Below are 18,443 nucleotides of genomic sequence, written 5' to 3' on the forward strand. Positions count from 1 at the left end.
ACTTCATAGGCCGACGGACCTCCTTAATTTCATGTATTCACTGTGCAGACCACTGACGATCAGCCACGTCTTTAGAACCGAAGCCTCCGAGTCCATGCTTAAGCGCGAAACGCGCAGCGGTGTGCGTGTTTCGGGCCTGCTGACCTTATGGTCAAACATAAAGGCTAACTCTATCCCTTCCTGCCGGAGTATCCGCTCCGCTTCCAAAGATGCATTCCCGTTGGGGTAAGCAAACCATCGCCCCCCCCTGCACCCGTTATCGTCAAGCATTTTCCGGCAGCGTCCTACCTGGCGAGCCATTTCTTCGGTACTGCACCGATCCATCATAGGGTGAGTATGGGTATGATTGGCAATGGTCCAGCCGGCTTGCTGCAGTTCCAGTAATTCCGGCCACCCGAGTTGCTTGCGGGTAAGCCGGGGCAGCGGAGAGTTCTTCTTTAGCTCCTGGATATACTGTAACCGCTTCTCGTCCGGCCACTTCTTCACCTCCCACACCTTTGCCTTTCGTTCCGCCGCCGTCCACTTGGAGGGGGCGTAGTAGGGGATCTCCTCCCACCAGTATGGCTCTTCGGTACCTACCAGACCGGAAATAACGAAGACGGTGGCCGGAATACCGAGCTGCTTCAGTACTGGGAAGGCTTCGGTATACACCGAGGGGTAGGCATCGTCGAAGGTTATGACGAGTTGTTCCCGGTCCGAAGCGGGGGTGATCCCCTTGAGTAGCCCATCCCGCACGGAGGGTAACCCGACAAAGTCGTACCGCTCATTAAGGTAGGCGATCTGCTCGGCGAAACGCGCCGGGTTAGTGATATCGTGGTAAGTGATGATCCGCACGAAAAACTATTTATTCCGGTTTTTCAGCAGAGTACGTATTTCGTCTTTTGTGTAGTGTTTGAACTTATGATAGGTGCGCCGCCCCGGCCAAGTCCAGTGCTTGGTATTCGTCAGTTCGTCGATCGAATACCCTATCTGCTGCGCCAACTCCATCGTTTTCTTCGATAGCTGATGTCCGAACTTTTTGTCCTGTTGGTATTTAGATACCGAGTGGTTGTGAATGAATACGTCCGAGGTAGATTGTTCAAAAGCACCGATGGTACCTACGTACTTATCGATCAGTCTGTTGTTCTTGGTCAAGTCCTCGTAGCGGAAGAGGGTCAGTTGCTCCCCCAGCTGACCCTTCAGTCTAAGCAAATTGTGGTAGCTTTCATACCACTCCGCTTCGAAAGCAATGGGATCAAATTTCCACCGTGACCAGGCGGAATAGATTACACCGTAGGGGTTTCGCACCAGTCCGACAATGTTGATGTCGACCTCATCGCGGCACCGTTCGCGGTTTGCTAGGATTAGTTCAATATTCGACCAGTTCCGGAGGTGATGGGGGGATTTCTCAATAAACCGGGGACCGTAAATCTTCGCTAATGTACCGAAGGAGTCCAGCAGCGCATCCTTTGACTTGAAAGTTTCCTCCGTACAGTTTACGTTATTTCCTTCGAGAAACACTCGAAGGCTGCGCCGCGCTTCACCAGCCGGCATGGGTACCATGCTGTGAACCAGAGGCTGCTGAGGCAAATCTAGAATAGAAGCGATTTTTGTCCAGAAGAGGGTCTCGTTTTTCTGGTGCATAGTGTAGGGTACGGTACGGAAAGCAAAGTTAGCTGTTACGTACCGTTGAAAAATACTGGAACCGGAAGACTTTGCTGATAGTAAAATTATACACTTTGTGTTATTCAATGTGGGACTTTGTGGATTGCTAAACATGCTAATCGAGAAGACTGAACAGAAGTTGCCTCCCGATTGACTGATGTACGGTCTTTGTCTTATAACGTACTACGAAGTGATTCGAAGCTTTAGGCGGCAGCTATCATCGCCCAGAGCGCGGTAGCAAACATAGCCACAATCAAGCGTGGGACCCCGGCCTTGAGATAGTTACATCGCTCAGGCTGCCGCCTTTTCGACCATCAGACCATTACTCCCGATACACCGCCTAATAGATAATAATAAAAATTTATGATTGCACACTATACAGGTATCTTAATACAAATGATAAACACCCCTCAATCAAGCTATTGGCTCGATTGAAACCTAATCATTTATACCATATAAAGCAATCGCTTCATTATTTGGCTTGGCGCTATATATTGATGGAAATAATCATGAGCGTTTCGTTGAATAGTGTTAACCACAGACGGGTTATTGATTAAATATTTAATATTAGATTCTAATTCGGAAATATGTTCAATTTGATGGTAGTGCCTACCAGACTTAAAGTCAAAGGGCATAACATTCTCGATGGAAAAACTCAACATACATCTTCCTAAACAGAGGAATTCGCCCATTTTCCATCCTAAACAATTATGAACAGCAGAAGTATTAAGAGCGATTTTGGTCTGAGCTAAAGACTCAAGATAGTTCTTATGATTGTAAATTTTACTTGCTGAAACTTCACGCAAGCCTTCATGATATCCAAATCGACGCTTTGAAAATCCTCCTTCAAATTTTATTATGTTATTATGATCAAGCTCTTTAAGATACTCAATGATAGATTTCCTGAATTCTGTTAGATCGTTATGCTTTTTCCAAGGATAATTTAAGTAAAATATTCTGCGAAGATCACCAGGCGAATCCTTTAATTGTAGATACATATCGTACTTCACCCGTTTCATAGCAAGTTTCCATTTGCTATAGTCTTTGTTAAAAGCATCCCGAATTGCCATCTTCAGTAATTCTACATCTAAGTACTTTACTCCAAAGGTGGGCCCTATCGGAACAATACTATGACTTTGCTGAGTTTCAACTGAAACATTAGTTTTAGCGTATAAGTCAGCTAACGCTAGGAGTTCTAATGATACTGTTGTTTTATCATCCGCACCAATAACAAGAATTTTCTCTTTACCATTTTTACGTATTGAAAGTATTAAAAAATCCTTGCTAAATCCTTCTCTATTCAGACGTTGTTCCGTTGATGAGTTTATCAGGGTATCAAACGAGAATGGAATATTCAATTGCTGCAACCCCTGTAAAAAATATGAATAATACCAAGGGTGAAATTTTTTGTGGATAGTAATCTTCATTGGGCGATAGTATAAAACATCACATCAGTTATATAGTATGATGACAGCAAAATTGATTGAAACATATACTTAACATTCAATTGGCTGTCACTGCAAAGAAAGATCATATTTTTTGGTTATCAATATAGAAATGACATACACTGTCCCTGCCAGGGGTAATAAAGAAATAATTTTTAGATGAAGTATCTAGGGCGGTGTATCACAAGTAATGGAGGGCGGTCAGATTGCGCTGTTAGAATAGGTAGCCAATCGCTGCTACATGGTTAGTCAGCTTCTTGGAAAACGACACGCTGCGCCACACTAGCCGACTTACCCTGGCGCGAACCCCAGTAAAGTAGCCTTCGATATGGTATGTCAATGCTTTACTTGTCCGTTCTGTTCCTTCGAAATCGTTTGGTAGTAGATCTCTCAGTAGTCAGTAGCGAAAGATCAGTTTTGCCGCAGCCGTGCGGGTAGTTTGTCCAGAAGCTGTTGGACATCTACTTTGCCTAGTCGGCCAATATAGAAGGCTGGAACTTGCTTGGTTGCCGGGCAACAGGCCACCCAGATCAAACGCTTGTTCTGTTTGCGGTCAACGAATAACCAAATCTCATCTATTTGTAATTCAATGCCTTGTAACTTTTCGTCCGTCAGGTTGTCGAGCAACTCCCAGTCCATTCCAAGGTCGGCCGGCATCTCTATCCAAATTGAGACGGCGAAGTCCATCAGCCCAAGTCATGCTGACCTGCATGGCACGACAGATGGCCTACAAACTCATTCGATCACGCAAGAGCCTCTCGAAGAACATACGGGTCTGCTCATCAATCCAGTGATCGTTTTTGGCCACAAAGTGGCGCTGACAATCTTTGCACGGTAGAGCTGTTTACCGTGGTGAGTGTGGCCGTACATGACTATCTTTCCACATGTGCAGTCTGGGCAGGTGAGTATTCTCTTTGCATTTAATCACCCTTAAGAGAATGACCTCGTTCAGGCTGCCGCTTTTCAACTATCACACCATTACTTCTGAAGCACCGCCAGGAATTGTTGCTATACCCTTCACGAAGTGGTTTGGGCATAGTGATATGATCGCTGCTCAATCGTTCGAAAATTCAGCGTCAGTAGGGATCGAATAGCCGCCTTGTATTTCTTCGCATTATCTAAAAAGCCGATAATCCCCGCCAGGAATGCCTCGTAGGTGGCGTAGTACATGGAGTTGATGGCTTCCTGGCGGAGCAACCGCCACAGCCGCTCAATCAGGTTAAGATTGGGCGAGTAAGCGGGCAGAAAGACAAACTCAATCCGCTGGTCGCCGGCCCACTCCTGTAGCCAGTTGCAGCGATTGTAGCGGGCGTTGTCGCACACCAAGTAGATCGTCTTGCCCGGATGCTTCCGCAAGAGCTGACGGCATAGCCGCTGCGTGGACTGCGCGTTGATGGTATCCGTAACATCACAAACCAGGTACTCCGGCTTAGTGGCACGCACCGCTCCGTTAATGTTGACCTGTTTACGGCCACTGTTGCAGTCGATGGCGAAATCGTGCCCTTTACGGATCCAACCACGGCCCGTTTTGGTATTGTGGGTGGGATGGGTGCCGTCGGTGTAGTACACCTCGGCTACGCCGGCGTTGACTTCGGCCAGTAATTCCGGTAAGCGCTCCTCCAGAAAAGCTTGCTGGGCCAGCTCGTCGGCCCGCCTGGGGACAGCCTAGGTATGCTTGTAGGTGAAACCAATGCGGTGCAGCAGATCACGCATCCCCGACTCCGAATACTCTACGCCGTACTTTTCCTGCACGTAGGCAATGATGGGCTTGACGTCCAGATATAGGTTCGTATCCAAATGCTCCGCCAGCTTGGCTTCTTGCTCCTCGGTCAGCTTACCCATGTAAGGCACGTAGTGGTCGGCAAGGTAGGTGTCGATGCCCTTGTCCTGGTAGCCGCCCCAATAGCGGCGCACCGTATTATCGTCCAGTCCCAGGGCGGCCTGTACCATCTCGACACTGAAGCCGTGGTGCGACATGACCAACACCGTCACCTTGCGGTAACGGCGACGGCTCAGCTTCGTATTCTTCTGTAGCTGCCGCAGCTTTTGATAGTCTTGCTCGCTTAACTGATAGTTCACGGCCAAAAAATAAGGGTTCACGCCCAAATCACTTCGCTACCGGTATATATTAGCAATTTTAAATTATATTAATTTTACGACCTATAATTTTCGAGTATTCGTTAAGTTCTTCGGTAACGGCGTTTGCTTCTTCATATAATTTGGAATCAAAATTAAAAACAACTTCGTTGCTGGTTTTCATATGACCAGGCTTGTATATTCTATCCATACTTTGCCTTTCTAGATTGAATCTCCACTCATCAATTAGATGATCAATAATATCTATGGATTTGTAATACAGCAATTCATTATCAAAAAGCAATATTTTTTCGGATCTGAGGTTTTCCCGTACAAAATTTACAATAGACTTATTGTAGGCGATCCATACACGTAAGTAATGATTAGCCCGTTTTTGAAAAGATTTATTATACTGGTAAAGCCTGTAGTATTTTGCTACAAAGTTTCTTCTACGCTTTATGGTTTGAAATTCCCTTCGCAATAAAGAGTCTACAACCTCTTCAAAGTTTCTATAGATGATCAAATATTTAGAATCATCAATCAATTGATCCCAAAGATGTAAAAATAACGAAGTTCGAGGTTCTTTCCAACCCCACTGTGGGTAAGCACCATTCCTGTTTGTAATTAAAGTAGTCGCTCGATTTCTAAATCCATCAGGAACAGTAAATTGTATGGGCTCTGTAACGTCATAATTCTTTCCATGATACGCAAGAAGTTCTTCATGGAATTCTAAAAAATCCATATCCTCATAGTGGCCGAATTTATTGCCTGGGCTACTTCCTAGCAATTTGTCACCTAACTGCAAACCACAACTTGCCATCCACTGAGCAGTCAAACTGGTTCCAGAGCGATGCATACCTACCAAAACGAGAATTTTGTTGTTTATATGTTTATTATTCATGTCGCCAATAGGTAATTTTCTTTGCTCAATTAGGGTTAGGCAGTTGATCTTAATAGCTAGTTTTGTCTTACTTTTGAAAGAGAAACGAGATTAATTATGCACCGGGATAATTATCTTATTGCGTAAATGCAACCTGTAAAGATAAATCTAATTGCGTAACTTCTAGAATTATGGTCGAAGTTGTATTATTCTACCAAGATAGGTAGTCGACCGCGGCTACAAACTTGACAGTCTTCCTGGAGAAAGCAGTTTCCGCCGTGCTGGCCAATTGACTCAGGAGTACAAACCGGCAAAGAGTAGCCTTCGAGGTGGGAAATCAATGTCTTGCCCGCCCAGCACTGTTCCTTTGGAATGAGCCCGCGATAGGCCGCACGGTAGACAATAGCCAAAGAGTAGTTTTGTCTTGATTGATCGGATAGTTCGTCCTACGGCCTGTGCGCACCCACTTGGGCCATTACGCAAATTTAAAATTCGAGGACCTGCTGAATAGTAATTCGTCAAACTCTACCGCTTTTTCTGTTTATATTCAACGAATAACCAGATTTTGGATACGTGCAATTCAAAACTTTGCAGTCTTTGTGTCATAAGGTTATGAACCAACTTCAAGTTCCATTTCAAAGTCGGCCGGCATTTACTTCCTAATGTCGGTGGCGAAGTCCATCAACTAAACCTTACTGACCGAAATAGCCAACAGATTTTAGGTCTTTTCATTGATCTAGTAATCAATATGGGCACAACGAAGGGCCGTTGATGATCTTTCCAATTAATATGCTGTTAACAATAGAGTGTAATTGTTTTCTTATCTCGTTAAATCTGAATATGTTAGTGTTCTTTTCTGTTTTGCCATCCATAAGATAACGATCACGCTCAGAAAGCCGCTTCTTTAGTTATCGGATCCTCTCTTCTGATAAACCGCCATACAATTGTATTCATCACTTCAATGCCACCGCCGTATTGACAGAGGTGCTATATTAATTTCTGGGTATAATAATTTTGGTTTATTTATTCGAACGCTAAAGGTTTTTGCCCTTGAGCTGGAACTTTTGTCCTCTAAACTTATATATCTTACTTATTAACGTCACCAAGATTTAAATAAGTATGACCTGTTTTAGAAGACATATACCGTTGTTTCATAACTTTAGGTAAAGCGTTATGCACTCTTCGCAATGCAGTCACGACCTGAATGAAGCTGACGCTATGTTTTCGCTTGTTGGTGATAATCTGATAAGAACGATAATACATCTTCATATAAGCATATATAGGATTATACCTAACATTCTTCAAAATGGTAACCAAATATCGGGCAAGCCAAATGTCACTGCTTTTTTTACGATTCTTAATTTGCTTCCTGTAATGATATCCAAATGAATCGCTACATACATAAACTTTCAACCCGTGATATACGACTCGATTGACGTAGTCGCTGTCCTCACCGTAGTGATCGTAAAATGGATCGAATCCACCAACTTTTAATAAGGTATTCCGTGGAATAAGCCATATAGCTGCATTTACGAAGGAAACCTCTATTCCTCCTATCTTACCGATTTCCTTATTTCCTTTTCTTGTTAAATACTTCGCAAAGCCGATCTCCAAATCACCGTTCCTATTTGCAAGTTGCATTGGGCTTACAATACCCGCATCTAACGTGTGTTTGGAGAATTGTATTAGCTTAATTACGTTTGAATGTGAAATTGAAGCGTCTTGGTTTAATAGCAAGAAGTATTCATACCCGTTATTGAGTCCGTATTCAATTCCTAAGTTGTTCGCTCTACCAAACCCAAGATTTTCATTTAACTTAATCAACTTAACCTTCGGGTATTTTAGACTTATTATATCAGTTGTCTTATCTGTTGAGGCATTATCGACAACTATAAAGTTATATTGGGGTACCCCACCACTCTCTTGTATAAATGTATCAACCCAATGTTCGGCGTTGTAGGTAACTACAATTATCAAATAATTATTCCTGCTACTTTTCATAAATATCTTTTAGGTATTGAGTTTTCCAACTAGAAGAAACGATTAAATATTTTTCATCTATGAAAGGTCTACTCGCCACAATTTTATCCTTATCAAATTTCACTTTAATATCTTCTCTTGATAATTCATCTAGCGATGATGGCACGGAAATTAGTGAAGAAAACTCTGTGTAATCATCATATGCCGTTATTGATCTAATTGCATTACTTTGAACCTGAAAGCCAATAAATCCGTCGCTTAAAGCCTCAAGCAAATATGTAGAAAAGACTCCTATTACTGCTAAATTAATCCCATTTGGAATTGACTCTATATAATACCAATTCATTTTATCGCAGTAGGTTCTCCACTTTGCTTTAGCCTTACTTCTTGGATGAGGCTTGAAGAAGACCTTGTTTACCTTCAAACCATGAAAGTTTTTGAGAACATTGAGTGCACCTTTGATAGCATCGTAGAAGTAAGAGTCATAGTCAGAATAATATTTATCAGATGACTCACCAATGATTAAAATACTGCATGCGGTATCCCAATTAAAATTCACCGTCGGAGTAACACTATCTATTTTCATATTAGGCATGAGTTTAATATGTTTCACACCTTGCTTTCGGTAGGCACCTGCAATATATTCTCCCCACAGCCAACTTTTGGTGGAAGTAAAATTTCTTTCATAGAATGGCACAATTCGATCTTGTTGATACACCGCATGCTGAATGTAACAGTACCTTGATCCTGCGTGCCTATTACAATAGAGTGCAATTAAACCTGATAGCAAGCTTGGCCCCATTGTATAAACCTCGATTACGCAACCGTTTAGAATTTTACAAAGCTCAACGTATGCTTTTTCAAACAGCTTTACAGATACATTAGTATGATTAAACAAATACGCTAAGTTAAGGTAATAGTATGGCTTTGAAACATCTATTATTTTTTCAGACAACGTTTTTCCAATAGAAAAGTATGTTAATTGAGGAAAATCCAAATGCTTTGTTAACGCTGGCGTTAATCTAAAATGTAGCTTTGTGCTATCTTGCATTGATTTTGGCTTTTTCCTGAATTCTTTAATGAAAGTCGCAAAGTGTTTCAATGCAATCTTTATAGCACCCTTAAATTTACTTCTCCAGACAAATTCATTGTTTCCATGATGATCTTCTAACATCTGGAATATTTCGTCACTTGTTAAACCTGATTTAGAGTTCCGAATCGCCACAGTTTAATTTTTAAAGTAATGTAGTCACCCTATTCATTGATTATTGAAAGACAGTTATACCTAGACTACCATTTTTGTTATATATATGTTTGATTAACGCAATTTTAGAGTACGAGTATATTGAGAAGCGAAGAAGCCATTTTAATTGTAAAATTTACAAGTAGAAGTCCTACTTACTTATCAAGAGACTTGCTTCTACCTTCCAGCAAACTCCTCGTCAAAGTACATATTCAGCAAATATTTTGACATATTGTAATCTTCGATCTCATCAATATCTACACCTGCAATCTTTGGTACCTCAAAAAGGTGTGGATTAGTTCCCAAAAAGTATTCTTCTTGCATTACGATTTCCTTTGGAGCCATGTAAAGACCATTCGTAACCCGGTAAAGGGGCTTGAGATTTTGACTGATGGTATGGTTTTTTGAGGCTTCGTAATTAAATGCTCCCTCATCCGTCCAAAAATATTCTTTCAGCTTGTTGACCGTGACAAGTGAATCGTTACGTTTATGTTCCACTACTACCTCCTCGTATTTTTCAAAAGCATCGCGGTACTGGTTAGGTCGCATTAAAGGCACAACGACCGTTATCCATGCCACGTGGTCGGCCTCAATCTCACTTACAATACCTGTTATAACTTCGGAAAACGTAGTTTGTACTCCTTCGCTAAGCCGATCACTTCGGCGGTGGTATGAAACGCCCATATCCGTAGCGATCTCTATGAGTCGATCGGAATTCGTACTGACATAAATATCTTCCGACGGCATTATTTCTTGAAGTTGTTGAATCTTCCATCCCAAGAGTGTCTTGCCGCCGAGCGGAAGCAGCACCTTTTCCTTAATTCTCGTTGACCCTTCCCTTACGGGTATGATTGCTTTTAAGCCTTTAACCATATTTACTCGTTTTAGTTATTTGTCGTTATAGTAGCCATAACCGTAGCCATAGCCATAGCCATAGCCATAGCCGTAGCCGCGACCCGTTTTTACCCCGTTAAGAATGATTGCTAAATGGGGGAGCTTATTTCCAGACCTTAGTTCGTTAACGTACTTTACCTGATCGAGGCTGGTTTTACTGAAGCGGGTTACAAAAAGAGATGTATCTACGTGATCATGTAGTAATATCGCATCAGTCACCAACGTCGCTGGCGGTGTATCTATCAAGATATAATCGTAATCTTCCCGCAACTTGTCCAAAAATGCACCTGTTTCAGGCAGCATGATCATCTCAGCTGGATTCGGGGGTATTGTTCCCGCCGTGATGTAATGCAAATTCTCGAACTCTGGCGAAATTTTTATTATGTCTCCCATTTCTGCCTTTCCTACCAAATAATTTGATAGTCCTACGCCCGAGTCATCGTCTCCTTCGCTTATGTACCGACCTAATTTTGGCTTCCGTAAATCCATACCTACTAGCATGACACGGTTTCCAGCCAGTGCTAAACTGGCTCCTAAATTAATACAGACGAAGGTCTTTCCCTCCCCACTCATACTTGACGTTATGAGGATCACCTGCTGCTTTCGACCGGCTCCAAGAAATTGCAAATTCGTGCGCAGCATACGGAACATCTCGGCAACCGGAGTGCGGCTTCCTTTTTGTACGACAACCTGCCGCTCGCCTCTACTTTCCGCTATGGTCGCTAACACGGGGACTGAAGTTACCTTTTTAATCTGGTCTGCATTCTTCACCGAATTATCAAGTACTTCCGCCAACGTGATGCCGGCGGCGGGAACTATAAATCCTAATAATAGTCCTATCAAATATATTTGACTGGACTCAGGTCCGGTGGCTCCTTCGGTGATAGGCGTCTCAATTACCCTTAATCCTGAGGCGGTTATCGCCTGAGTAAGCCCCGTTTCCTCCCGCTTCTGGAGGAGAAACAAGTAAAGTTGCTCCTTAATTTGCTGTTCGCGCTCTATACCTAGTAATTGTCGCCTCTGGCTCGGAACGGCGCCTATATCCGAAAGAATTTCGGATGTTTGCTCTTGTAGTTCCGTAATTTGCAAATCAATTTGCCGCCGGGCGTCAGCAATTCCATCCAAGATATTATTTCGTAATCTTTGAATGGGTTCGCGTGTCGCGATCACCACCGGGTTTTCGGAGGGCGCGGTTGCAAGCAACTTCTCGCGTTGGATGATTAAATTGTTGTATTCCTGTATTAGAGTACTTACGTTTAAATTTGCAACATTGGAAGTGAAGGGAATAAGTTGGCTTTGGCTTGAGTCGGATTGCAAATATTCCCCCAAGTTGTCTACCCCACTTAGTTGCAGGCGCAAATCAGCGAGTTTGGCTTCGGCCTCCTGCAACTGCGATAATTCAATCTCTAAATTGGTAGGAATATCAACTAATAAATCATTGTTCCTAATAAAATTTTCCGCTCGTTCCTCCACTTGATTGAGGTCCTGGCTAAACTCCGAAACCCTTTCATCGATAAATGCCATTGTCCGGTCCGTACTCTGGTTTTTCACACTAACCGTGATTGAATCGTAAACGGCAATTACCTCGTTGATGAGATCTATCGCACGTTCGGGAACCTGATCCTGTAACCTTATGGATAACATATCCGATGCGCCAATAGGCCGAATAGATAACCGGTTGGCGTACGTTCGTGCGACTCGTACGGGATCCTTAAATTCGATTAAGACCCGATCATAGACAGATGGTTTATTCGGTTTTAAAAACAGAAACCCTCCATGCTGACAAGTAAAGGGAAGCCCAAATCGGAAAGTATCCAGCGATTCTTCCGGACCAAATGCAAACTTGTCATCGGGAAGAATTTTTATAATTAGCTGTTTCCCGAACGCCTGCTCGTTGGGTTCGTACCTATCGATGATTACCGGCGAAGATTCGGATCCGTAAAGGTTGATGTTCCGTACTCTTCCATCCGTATAAATGCTAACATCCAGTCTCAGTCTTTCCACCACTCGCTGTAGCAAACTACGGCTGGTCATCATCTGAATTTCGTTCTCCAGATTCTGCATTTGATCTCCCGCTACATTCGGTATTACCACCTGTTCGCTCACGCCCCCTTGCGTCGGATCATCACTGATCTGGACTACCGCGCTAACTTCGTAGTTCAGGTCACGGTAGCGAAGAAACAATTTCGCACAGCCGTAACCAATAGCTAAGCCGATCAACAGTAACCACCAATTCCGAAGTAATTTGAAGAATACGCGCTTCAAATCCAGGCTACTTCCCCCACCCGAAGGTGCATCGGCTGTCACAGTTTCGGTAGCAAGCTTATTTTCTACCGTAGATCCTGGAGGTGGGTTAAGATATTCCAATGCTATTTAAGACTATTTATTTGAACGGGGCATGAGATAATTAGGATCCCTAATTTCCGCTCGTCGTGGCTATGATAGTAACTACAAAGGTTACAAATGATAAAAATGCCGATCCGTAGCTGATAGCCCGACTTACCGGATCGGCCACCGTCGCAATCTTTGCCTGAGTTGGTTCGACATAGATGACGTCGTTTTGTCGCAGGTAATAGTAAGGCGATGTAAAGAATTCTGTGTCCTGTAAGTTCAGCGTGGTCGCAACTCTTCTACCGTTTTCTTCTCTAATAATTACGATACGATCCCGATCCGCATAGGGTGTGAAATCACCTGCCGTTCCGATCGCTTCGAGCAAACTAACCCGCTCGTTCGCAGTGGAGTAGGTGCCGGGAGAAATGACCTCACCTAAAATAGTATATCGGAAGTTTAGAAATTTTACGTTTACCGCGGCGTTATTTAAAAATGGCTCGATAGCACGCGCTACGTTTTCACGAACACCTTCAAGCGTGAGCCCACCGACCTCAATTCTCCCAACGTTAGGAAATTGAATATATCCACTACTGTCCACGGCGTAACCTTGTAGCAATAAGGGATTCACTTGTCCAGGTCCTGCGCCGCCCCCCCCGGGCAGCCGGGTATTGCCGTCCCCCCCGATATTAAAAGGTCTGCTTACCTCATCGTTAAGGCTATTGATGGTGATATAAAGAATATCATCTGGTTGTACCCGAAGCGGCTGAATATTGGTGGCACTACTATAGTCACTTATTTCCGGAGCGTCCGGATCGCGGAAATTCACCAGTTGCCGATGACGCACACAGGAACTCAGGCTAAGTACCACAGCCATCCAACCAATAGCTAAGATTATTTTGTTCACGCGGATAATAGTTCGTGATTTTTAAATTGGTGGGACTGGATCAACTTGCAAACTTTGCGGTCGTTGAGTAACGCCTCTATCTTTTGTAGATGATCAATAGAGTGAGCGTCAGTCCCGAGGTAATCGACCAGGTTATTTTCCAATAACTGTCTTGCTAGTGCTGCCACCCTTTTACCATAGTAGCCTCCTAAAGACAACAAATTGATTTGCAGGCTTGATCCTCGCTTATGCAGGTTTCTCAAGTCCGTAATATCACGGAAATAGTAGCGGTAGCGCTCCGGATGTGCGATGATGGGCTGTAGGCCGGCTGCCTGAATTTGAAATACTAATTCATCAAGGTTAAAGGGTGAAGCATAAAATCCAAACTCTATAAGTACCCTATTATCTCCGATAGGTAACAAAGTATTATTCTCAAGCAGGTCACCGAAACCTTCATCCAGCATATACTCAGCGGCAGCGGCTAGGGTGAGGTTTATGTTAGCGGCTTCGGATGATTTTATAACGGCCGCCAGTTGCTTTTTTATTAAACGCGGGGTATTGGTGTACATATCCACCATTACATGGGGGCTGGCTATGAGATTAGAAAAGCCTAGCTGCTCGTACTTTCGTAGCATCGCCAATGTGTGCTCCATATCTGGCGAGCCATCGTCCAGTGCCGGAAGCCAATGAGCATGAAAATCCGTCTTTAGGAAAGAATAGTCAGAAAGAGTAGATCCAGATTTAAAAAACCAGCTAAGCATCAGGCCTGGAAGCTATGCACTGCCCCCTCCTTAGTTCCTACCGGCCCATAAAAGTCACGGTACCATTGTAGAAACTGTTTGATACCGAAATCAATCTTGGTTTGTGGTTGGTAATCTAAGTCACGCATCAAATCTTCCACATTGGCGTAAGTAGCGGGCACGTCCCCGGGCTGTAAGTCCATCATTATTTTTTCTGCTTGTGTGCCGAGCTCTTTCTCAATTGCCGAGATGAAGTCCATCAGTTTTACCGGATTGTTGTTCCCAATATTATACACTTTGTACGGTGCTTTAGAAGTGGAGGGTTCCGGTGCCATACCCGTCCAGGTGGGATTTCCCTTTGGTGGATTATCAATGACCCGTTTGATCCCCTCCACGATGTCGTCCACATAGGTAAAATCCCGCACCATTTCACCGTGGTTGAATACCTTGATAGGTTCTCCCTTAAGGATTGCCTCGGTAAACAGAAAAAGCGCCATATCAGGACGCCCCCACGGTCCGTACACCGTAAAAAAACGTAATCCCGTAGTAGCCAGTCCGAATAGGTGACTATAGGTATGCGCCATCAACTCGTTGCTCTTTTTACTGGCTGCGTAAAGAGAGATCGGATGATCGACATTGTCGTCGGTACTAAGCGGCATTCTTTCGTTCAATCCGTAGACGCTAGAACTCGAAGCGTAGGCTAAATGCTTAACGTTGTGGTGGCGGCAGGCTTCTAAAATATTTGTGAACCCTATAATGTTACTGTCGATATAAGCTTGTGGGTTGACAAGACTATACCGTACGCCCGCCTGGGCTGCCAGGTTGACTACGGTATCAAAGCTTTGCTCACTAAAGAGTCGATTTAGAGGTCCCCGGTCGGTCAGATCCAACTGGATAAACCGATAGCCAGGTTGCGAGGAGCTCTGTATCAGTTCACCGTATTCAATTTCATCCAAATTAATTCCCGCGGCCTTGAGTCTGCCATATTTCACCCGAACATCGTAGTAATCGTTGATAATATCGAGGCCTACCACCTGCTCTCCTTCGGCCAGCAGACGCTGAGCCAGGTGGTAACCGATGAAGCCGGCCGTTCCGGTAATGAGGATCATATTTAAAAATTTTTAAAGCCGCCAAATCATTTCGCCATCCTGGATCTGTGAACGGTCATAAATTCCCTTAAGGTCAAAGAGCAACAAATGATCGCGGCTTATACTCCGGAATTTTTCGAGGTCCATTCCCTTAAAACGTTCGTGCTCCACGGCTACTATTATGGCATCGTAGTTCTGTCCTATTTCTTCCGTCATGCTCAGCCCGTATTCATGCGCAACTTCGTTCGGATTAGCATGGGGATCGTGGATTTGGACATTAACCCCAAATTCCATTAACTCCCGTACTACGTCAACTACTTTTGAGTTGCGGATGTCCGCTACATTCTCTTTAAAGGTCATTCCCAAAACCAGCACCTTACTCTGTTTCGGATTCTTGTCGGCTTTCAAAAGAGCTTGCACCAATTCCTTGGCTATGAAGGCTGGCATTTGATCATTGATCCTGCGCCCGCTGGCAATCACCAATGGGTCGTAGCCCATTTTTACGCTCTTATGCAGTAAATAATACGGATCAACGCTAATACAGTGCCCACCCACCAACCCGGGGCGGAAAGGCAAAAAGTTCCACTTCGTACCCGCAGCTTCCAGCACATCACGGGTATCTATACCCATTTGTCGGAAAATGATGCTCAGTTCGTTGACAAAACTGATGTTGACATCCCGCTGGCTGTTCTCGATCACTTTTGCTGCCTCTGCAACTTTTATACTTGCAGCTTTGTAGATACCGGCGGTGATAATATCCCCGTAAATACCGGCTACGACCTTGAGCGTTTCATTGTCCGTAGCGCTCACTATTTTCAGTATCTTATCGACGGTATGTTCCTTATCCCCCGGATTGATCCGTTCCGGGGAATAACCAACCGTAAAGTCCTCTGGGTAGTTAAGCCCACTTTCTTTTTCAAGAATGGGCACACAGTCTTCCTCGGTGCATCCCGGATATACCGTAGACTCGAACACGACGATGTCTCCTCGTTTGAGATGCTTCCCTACGGAAGCAGAGGCACCAAACAGGGGCTTTAAATTTGGAGTGCGAGAAGCATCAACCGGGGTCGGAACGGCCACTATATGAAAACTGGCTTTTACCAGATCGTTCGCATTCGAAGTAAAGGTGATATCTTTTCCCTCAAAAGCGCTAGAGTCCAATTCTTCACTTGGATCCTGCTTATTACGCATCATTTGCACGCGTGCATCGCTGATGTCAAAACCGAGAACCCGAAATTTCTTGGCTAACTCTAATGCCAAAGGTAGCCCCACATAGCCCAAACCTATTACGGAAAGCATCCGTTTTTTGTTTCGAAAGGCTTGCAACTGCTCAATAGCAGAAATGATTGGTTCAGAAGTTTCAGTCATGCTGTTGTGATAGAAAAACTATAGGAGATATCAACACTGTGTTGTTACAGGTAATTAGGCCGTCTGCATATTCTGCAAGGCTACCATGTCTCTGAACGTTGCAGATTTGTGCAGGAGGGCATCGAATCGGTCTATTTCGTACCTACCATCCGCGTGCATGAAAATAATTTTATCTGCCTTTCGAACAGTTGACAGCCGGTGAGCTATCACTAACATCGTATAATTACCCGAAAGGCTCTCAATATTCTCTTGGATGAATTTTTCGCTTTGGGAATCAAGCGCAGAGGTCGCTTCGTCTAACACCAGCATATCAACCTCACGATAGAGTTCGCGAGCAATGGATATCCGCTGTCTTTGCCCCCCACTCAAGTTTATTCCGTTAATTCCAATAACCGTATTTAGCCCGCCAGGAAGCCCGTTTACGAAGGTATCGGCATGGGCTAATTTGAGAACTTCTTGTACCCGCGCTTCATTTTCTACCGTTTGGGGCGCCCAAAAGCTAACGTTGTTAAAGATGGTGTCCGTAAACACTTGCGCCTCCTGCGTAACGTATCCAATTTGGGCCCGGTAAGAATGTAGATCGAGACTGTTCATATCAACTCCATCTACATATACCATATTTGGTTGAGGACGCAACAATCCACACACCACGTTGACTAACGTGGTTTTACCGGCACCGCTTTCTCCAACAATGCCGATCGTTTCGTTCTTTTTCAAAAGAAAAGACAAGTGCTTAATGACAGGCTCGTCTTCGTAGGAATACGTCAGATCCTTTACTTCTATGTGTTGGTTGATTCCCTCAACAACGACTTTACCATTTTCTTCTTGGCCTGATTTAAGTTCTTCAATAAAAACTTCCATATTCTCTATGGACCCAGAAGTACTCAGAAAAGAGTTATAAAAGCTCTGCATCGAAACCAACGATGTGAGCCCTCGGTAAAAGAACAGTAAACTAAGAATAATCAAACCGAGGGATTGTCCAAATACCTCCACCTGAATAAAGATGGCTACAACTACGATACCTATGGTGACCGGTTCACGCAGAGCGGTAGCTAGGGCCCCCATCGTACCAATACGCCGCTGTTCACTCTCCACCGACCTAATGGATTCGTCAATTCTCTTTCGGTAAGGCGTTATTAGGTCGGTGGCCTTTAAAAACTTGAAGCTGCTCACGCTCTGGATAAGATAGCCCTGAAAGGTATGCATCTTAGCGGTGACCTGGCGCGAAGCGATCTTAGTACGCTTGTAAATTCCGTTGAAGATAGTATTGGAAAGCACTCCCCCGACTGCCACAATTACCGCAAACTTAGGGTTTACGGAATAGGCAAGTGCCACGTACACAACGGTCATGATTCCCTGCTGGAGCATTGAAAAATAGTAGCGGTAGGCATTGTTTATCCGCTCAATTTCTCCACTAAACGTGTTTTGGATCTTACCGGAATCTGCTTTAGAAAATTCTCGGTAATCATACTCCGCTAAAAGCCGCATGTTCTGTAAGCGAAGCCGGTTAGCAAATCTCTGTTGAAGAACTACACGGTAGAAGTCAGCAAAGAATTTTGCCACTCCTTTTAAGCTAAAGAAGAAAAACATCAAAACCAGTACCGATACGACAGTAAGCGGTATACCTATGGAAGCGATAGCATCAACAACCATAGCCATATCTCCCATCTCGGCAGTTAGATCGCCACTCTCGTCGCCCCCTGCTACCTTTAGTAAAGGTAGGAACATGGTAAGCCCTACCCCGTCTAGAACGGCAACCATCATGCTTGCCGCCAATGCAATAAATACGCTAGCTCCTAAGAAGCGATAAAAGAAACTAAAGTATTTGAACACCTTAGTCGGGAATAAATTTTTAATCCTTTTCAAACCTT

Annotated in this window: 16 protein-coding genes; all 16 read right to left on the minus strand. The window is 44.0% G+C overall.

The window, feature by feature from the left end; translation table 11 throughout:
• Window positions 1–3: 3 nt before the first annotated feature.
• A complete protein-coding gene (locus DRW39_RS06285; protein ID WP_116106164.1) occupies window positions 4–834 on the minus strand; it encodes a polysaccharide deacetylase family protein in 831 nt (276 codons plus the stop codon).
• 6 nt (window positions 835–840) lie between these two features.
• Window positions 841–1,623, minus strand: a complete 783-nt coding sequence (locus DRW39_RS06290) for a hypothetical protein (RefSeq protein ID WP_116106165.1) — start codon at window positions 1,621–1,623, stop codon at window positions 841–843.
• A gap of 467 nt (window positions 1,624–2,090) precedes the next feature.
• On the minus strand, window positions 2,091–3,071 hold the full coding sequence (locus DRW39_RS06295; protein WP_116106166.1) for a hypothetical protein: 981 nt from the start codon (window positions 3,069–3,071) through the stop codon (window positions 2,091–2,093).
• 429 nt (window positions 3,072–3,500) lie between these two features.
• Window positions 3,501–3,776 (minus strand): hypothetical protein, encoded by a 276-nt coding sequence (locus tag DRW39_RS06300; protein ID WP_116106167.1) that lies wholly within the window; start codon window positions 3,774–3,776, stop codon window positions 3,501–3,503.
• Window positions 3,777–4,106: 330 nt separating this feature from the next.
• Window positions 4,107–4,730 carry an IS630 family transposase gene (locus DRW39_RS06305; protein WP_116106168.1) on the minus strand — a complete coding sequence of 208 codons (624 nt, stop codon included), beginning with the start codon at window positions 4,728–4,730 and terminating at the stop codon, window positions 4,107–4,109.
• A gap of 24 nt (window positions 4,731–4,754) precedes the next feature.
• Window positions 4,755–5,168: a helix-turn-helix domain-containing protein gene (locus DRW39_RS06310; RefSeq protein WP_157975964.1), complete on the minus strand. Its 414-nt coding sequence runs from the start codon at window positions 5,166–5,168 to the stop codon at window positions 4,755–4,757.
• A 58-nt stretch (window positions 5,169–5,226) separates the two neighbouring features.
• Window positions 5,227–6,066, minus strand: a complete 840-nt coding sequence (locus DRW39_RS22190; protein ID WP_157975965.1) for a hypothetical protein — start codon at window positions 6,064–6,066, stop codon at window positions 5,227–5,229.
• Window positions 6,067–7,131: 1,065 nt separating this feature from the next.
• Complete coding sequence (locus DRW39_RS06320) at window positions 7,132–8,046, minus strand: glycosyltransferase family 2 protein (protein ID WP_116106171.1); 915 nt, start codon at window positions 8,044–8,046, stop codon at window positions 7,132–7,134.
• Window positions 8,036–9,250, minus strand: coding sequence for a hypothetical protein (locus DRW39_RS22195; RefSeq protein WP_157975966.1), 1,215 nt, complete (start codon window positions 9,248–9,250; stop codon window positions 8,036–8,038). The genes DRW39_RS06320 and DRW39_RS22195 overlap by 11 nt, the downstream gene beginning before the upstream one ends.
• 195 nt (window positions 9,251–9,445) lie before the next feature.
• Window positions 9,446–10,141 (minus strand): cytidylyltransferase domain-containing protein, encoded by a 696-nt coding sequence (locus tag DRW39_RS06325; protein ID WP_116106172.1) that lies wholly within the window; start codon window positions 10,139–10,141, stop codon window positions 9,446–9,448.
• Window positions 10,142–10,156: 15 nt separating this feature from the next.
• A complete protein-coding gene (locus tag DRW39_RS06330; protein ID WP_116106173.1) occupies window positions 10,157–12,529 on the minus strand; it encodes a GumC family protein in 2,373 nt (790 codons plus the stop codon).
• Window positions 12,530–12,578: 49 nt separating this feature from the next.
• A complete protein-coding gene (locus DRW39_RS06335; protein ID WP_157975967.1) occupies window positions 12,579–13,397 on the minus strand; it encodes a polysaccharide biosynthesis/export family protein in 819 nt (272 codons plus the stop codon).
• Entirely contained in the window at window positions 13,394–14,137 is a 744-nt protein-coding gene (locus DRW39_RS06340) for a tyrosine-protein phosphatase (protein WP_116106175.1), read from the minus strand. Before DRW39_RS06340 ends, DRW39_RS06335 begins: the two co-directional genes overlap by 4 nt.
• Entirely contained in the window at window positions 14,137–15,225 is a 1,089-nt protein-coding gene (locus DRW39_RS06345; RefSeq protein ID WP_116106176.1) for an NAD-dependent epimerase, read from the minus strand. Before DRW39_RS06345 ends, DRW39_RS06340 begins: the two co-directional genes overlap by 1 nt.
• Before the next feature lie 12 nt (window positions 15,226–15,237).
• Window positions 15,238–16,572 carry a nucleotide sugar dehydrogenase gene (locus tag DRW39_RS06350; protein ID WP_116106177.1) on the minus strand — a complete coding sequence of 445 codons (1,335 nt, stop codon included), beginning with the start codon at window positions 16,570–16,572 and terminating at the stop codon, window positions 15,238–15,240.
• 54 nt (window positions 16,573–16,626) lie between these two features.
• Window positions 16,627–18,438: an ABC transporter ATP-binding protein gene (locus DRW39_RS06355; protein WP_116106178.1), complete on the minus strand. Its 1,812-nt coding sequence runs from the start codon at window positions 18,436–18,438 to the stop codon at window positions 16,627–16,629.
• Between the last annotated feature and the right edge of the window lie 5 nt (window positions 18,439–18,443).

Source organism: Lewinella sp. IMCC34191 (assembly GCF_003390935.1).
GTDB lineage: Bacteria > Bacteroidota > Bacteroidia > Chitinophagales > Saprospiraceae > Neolewinella.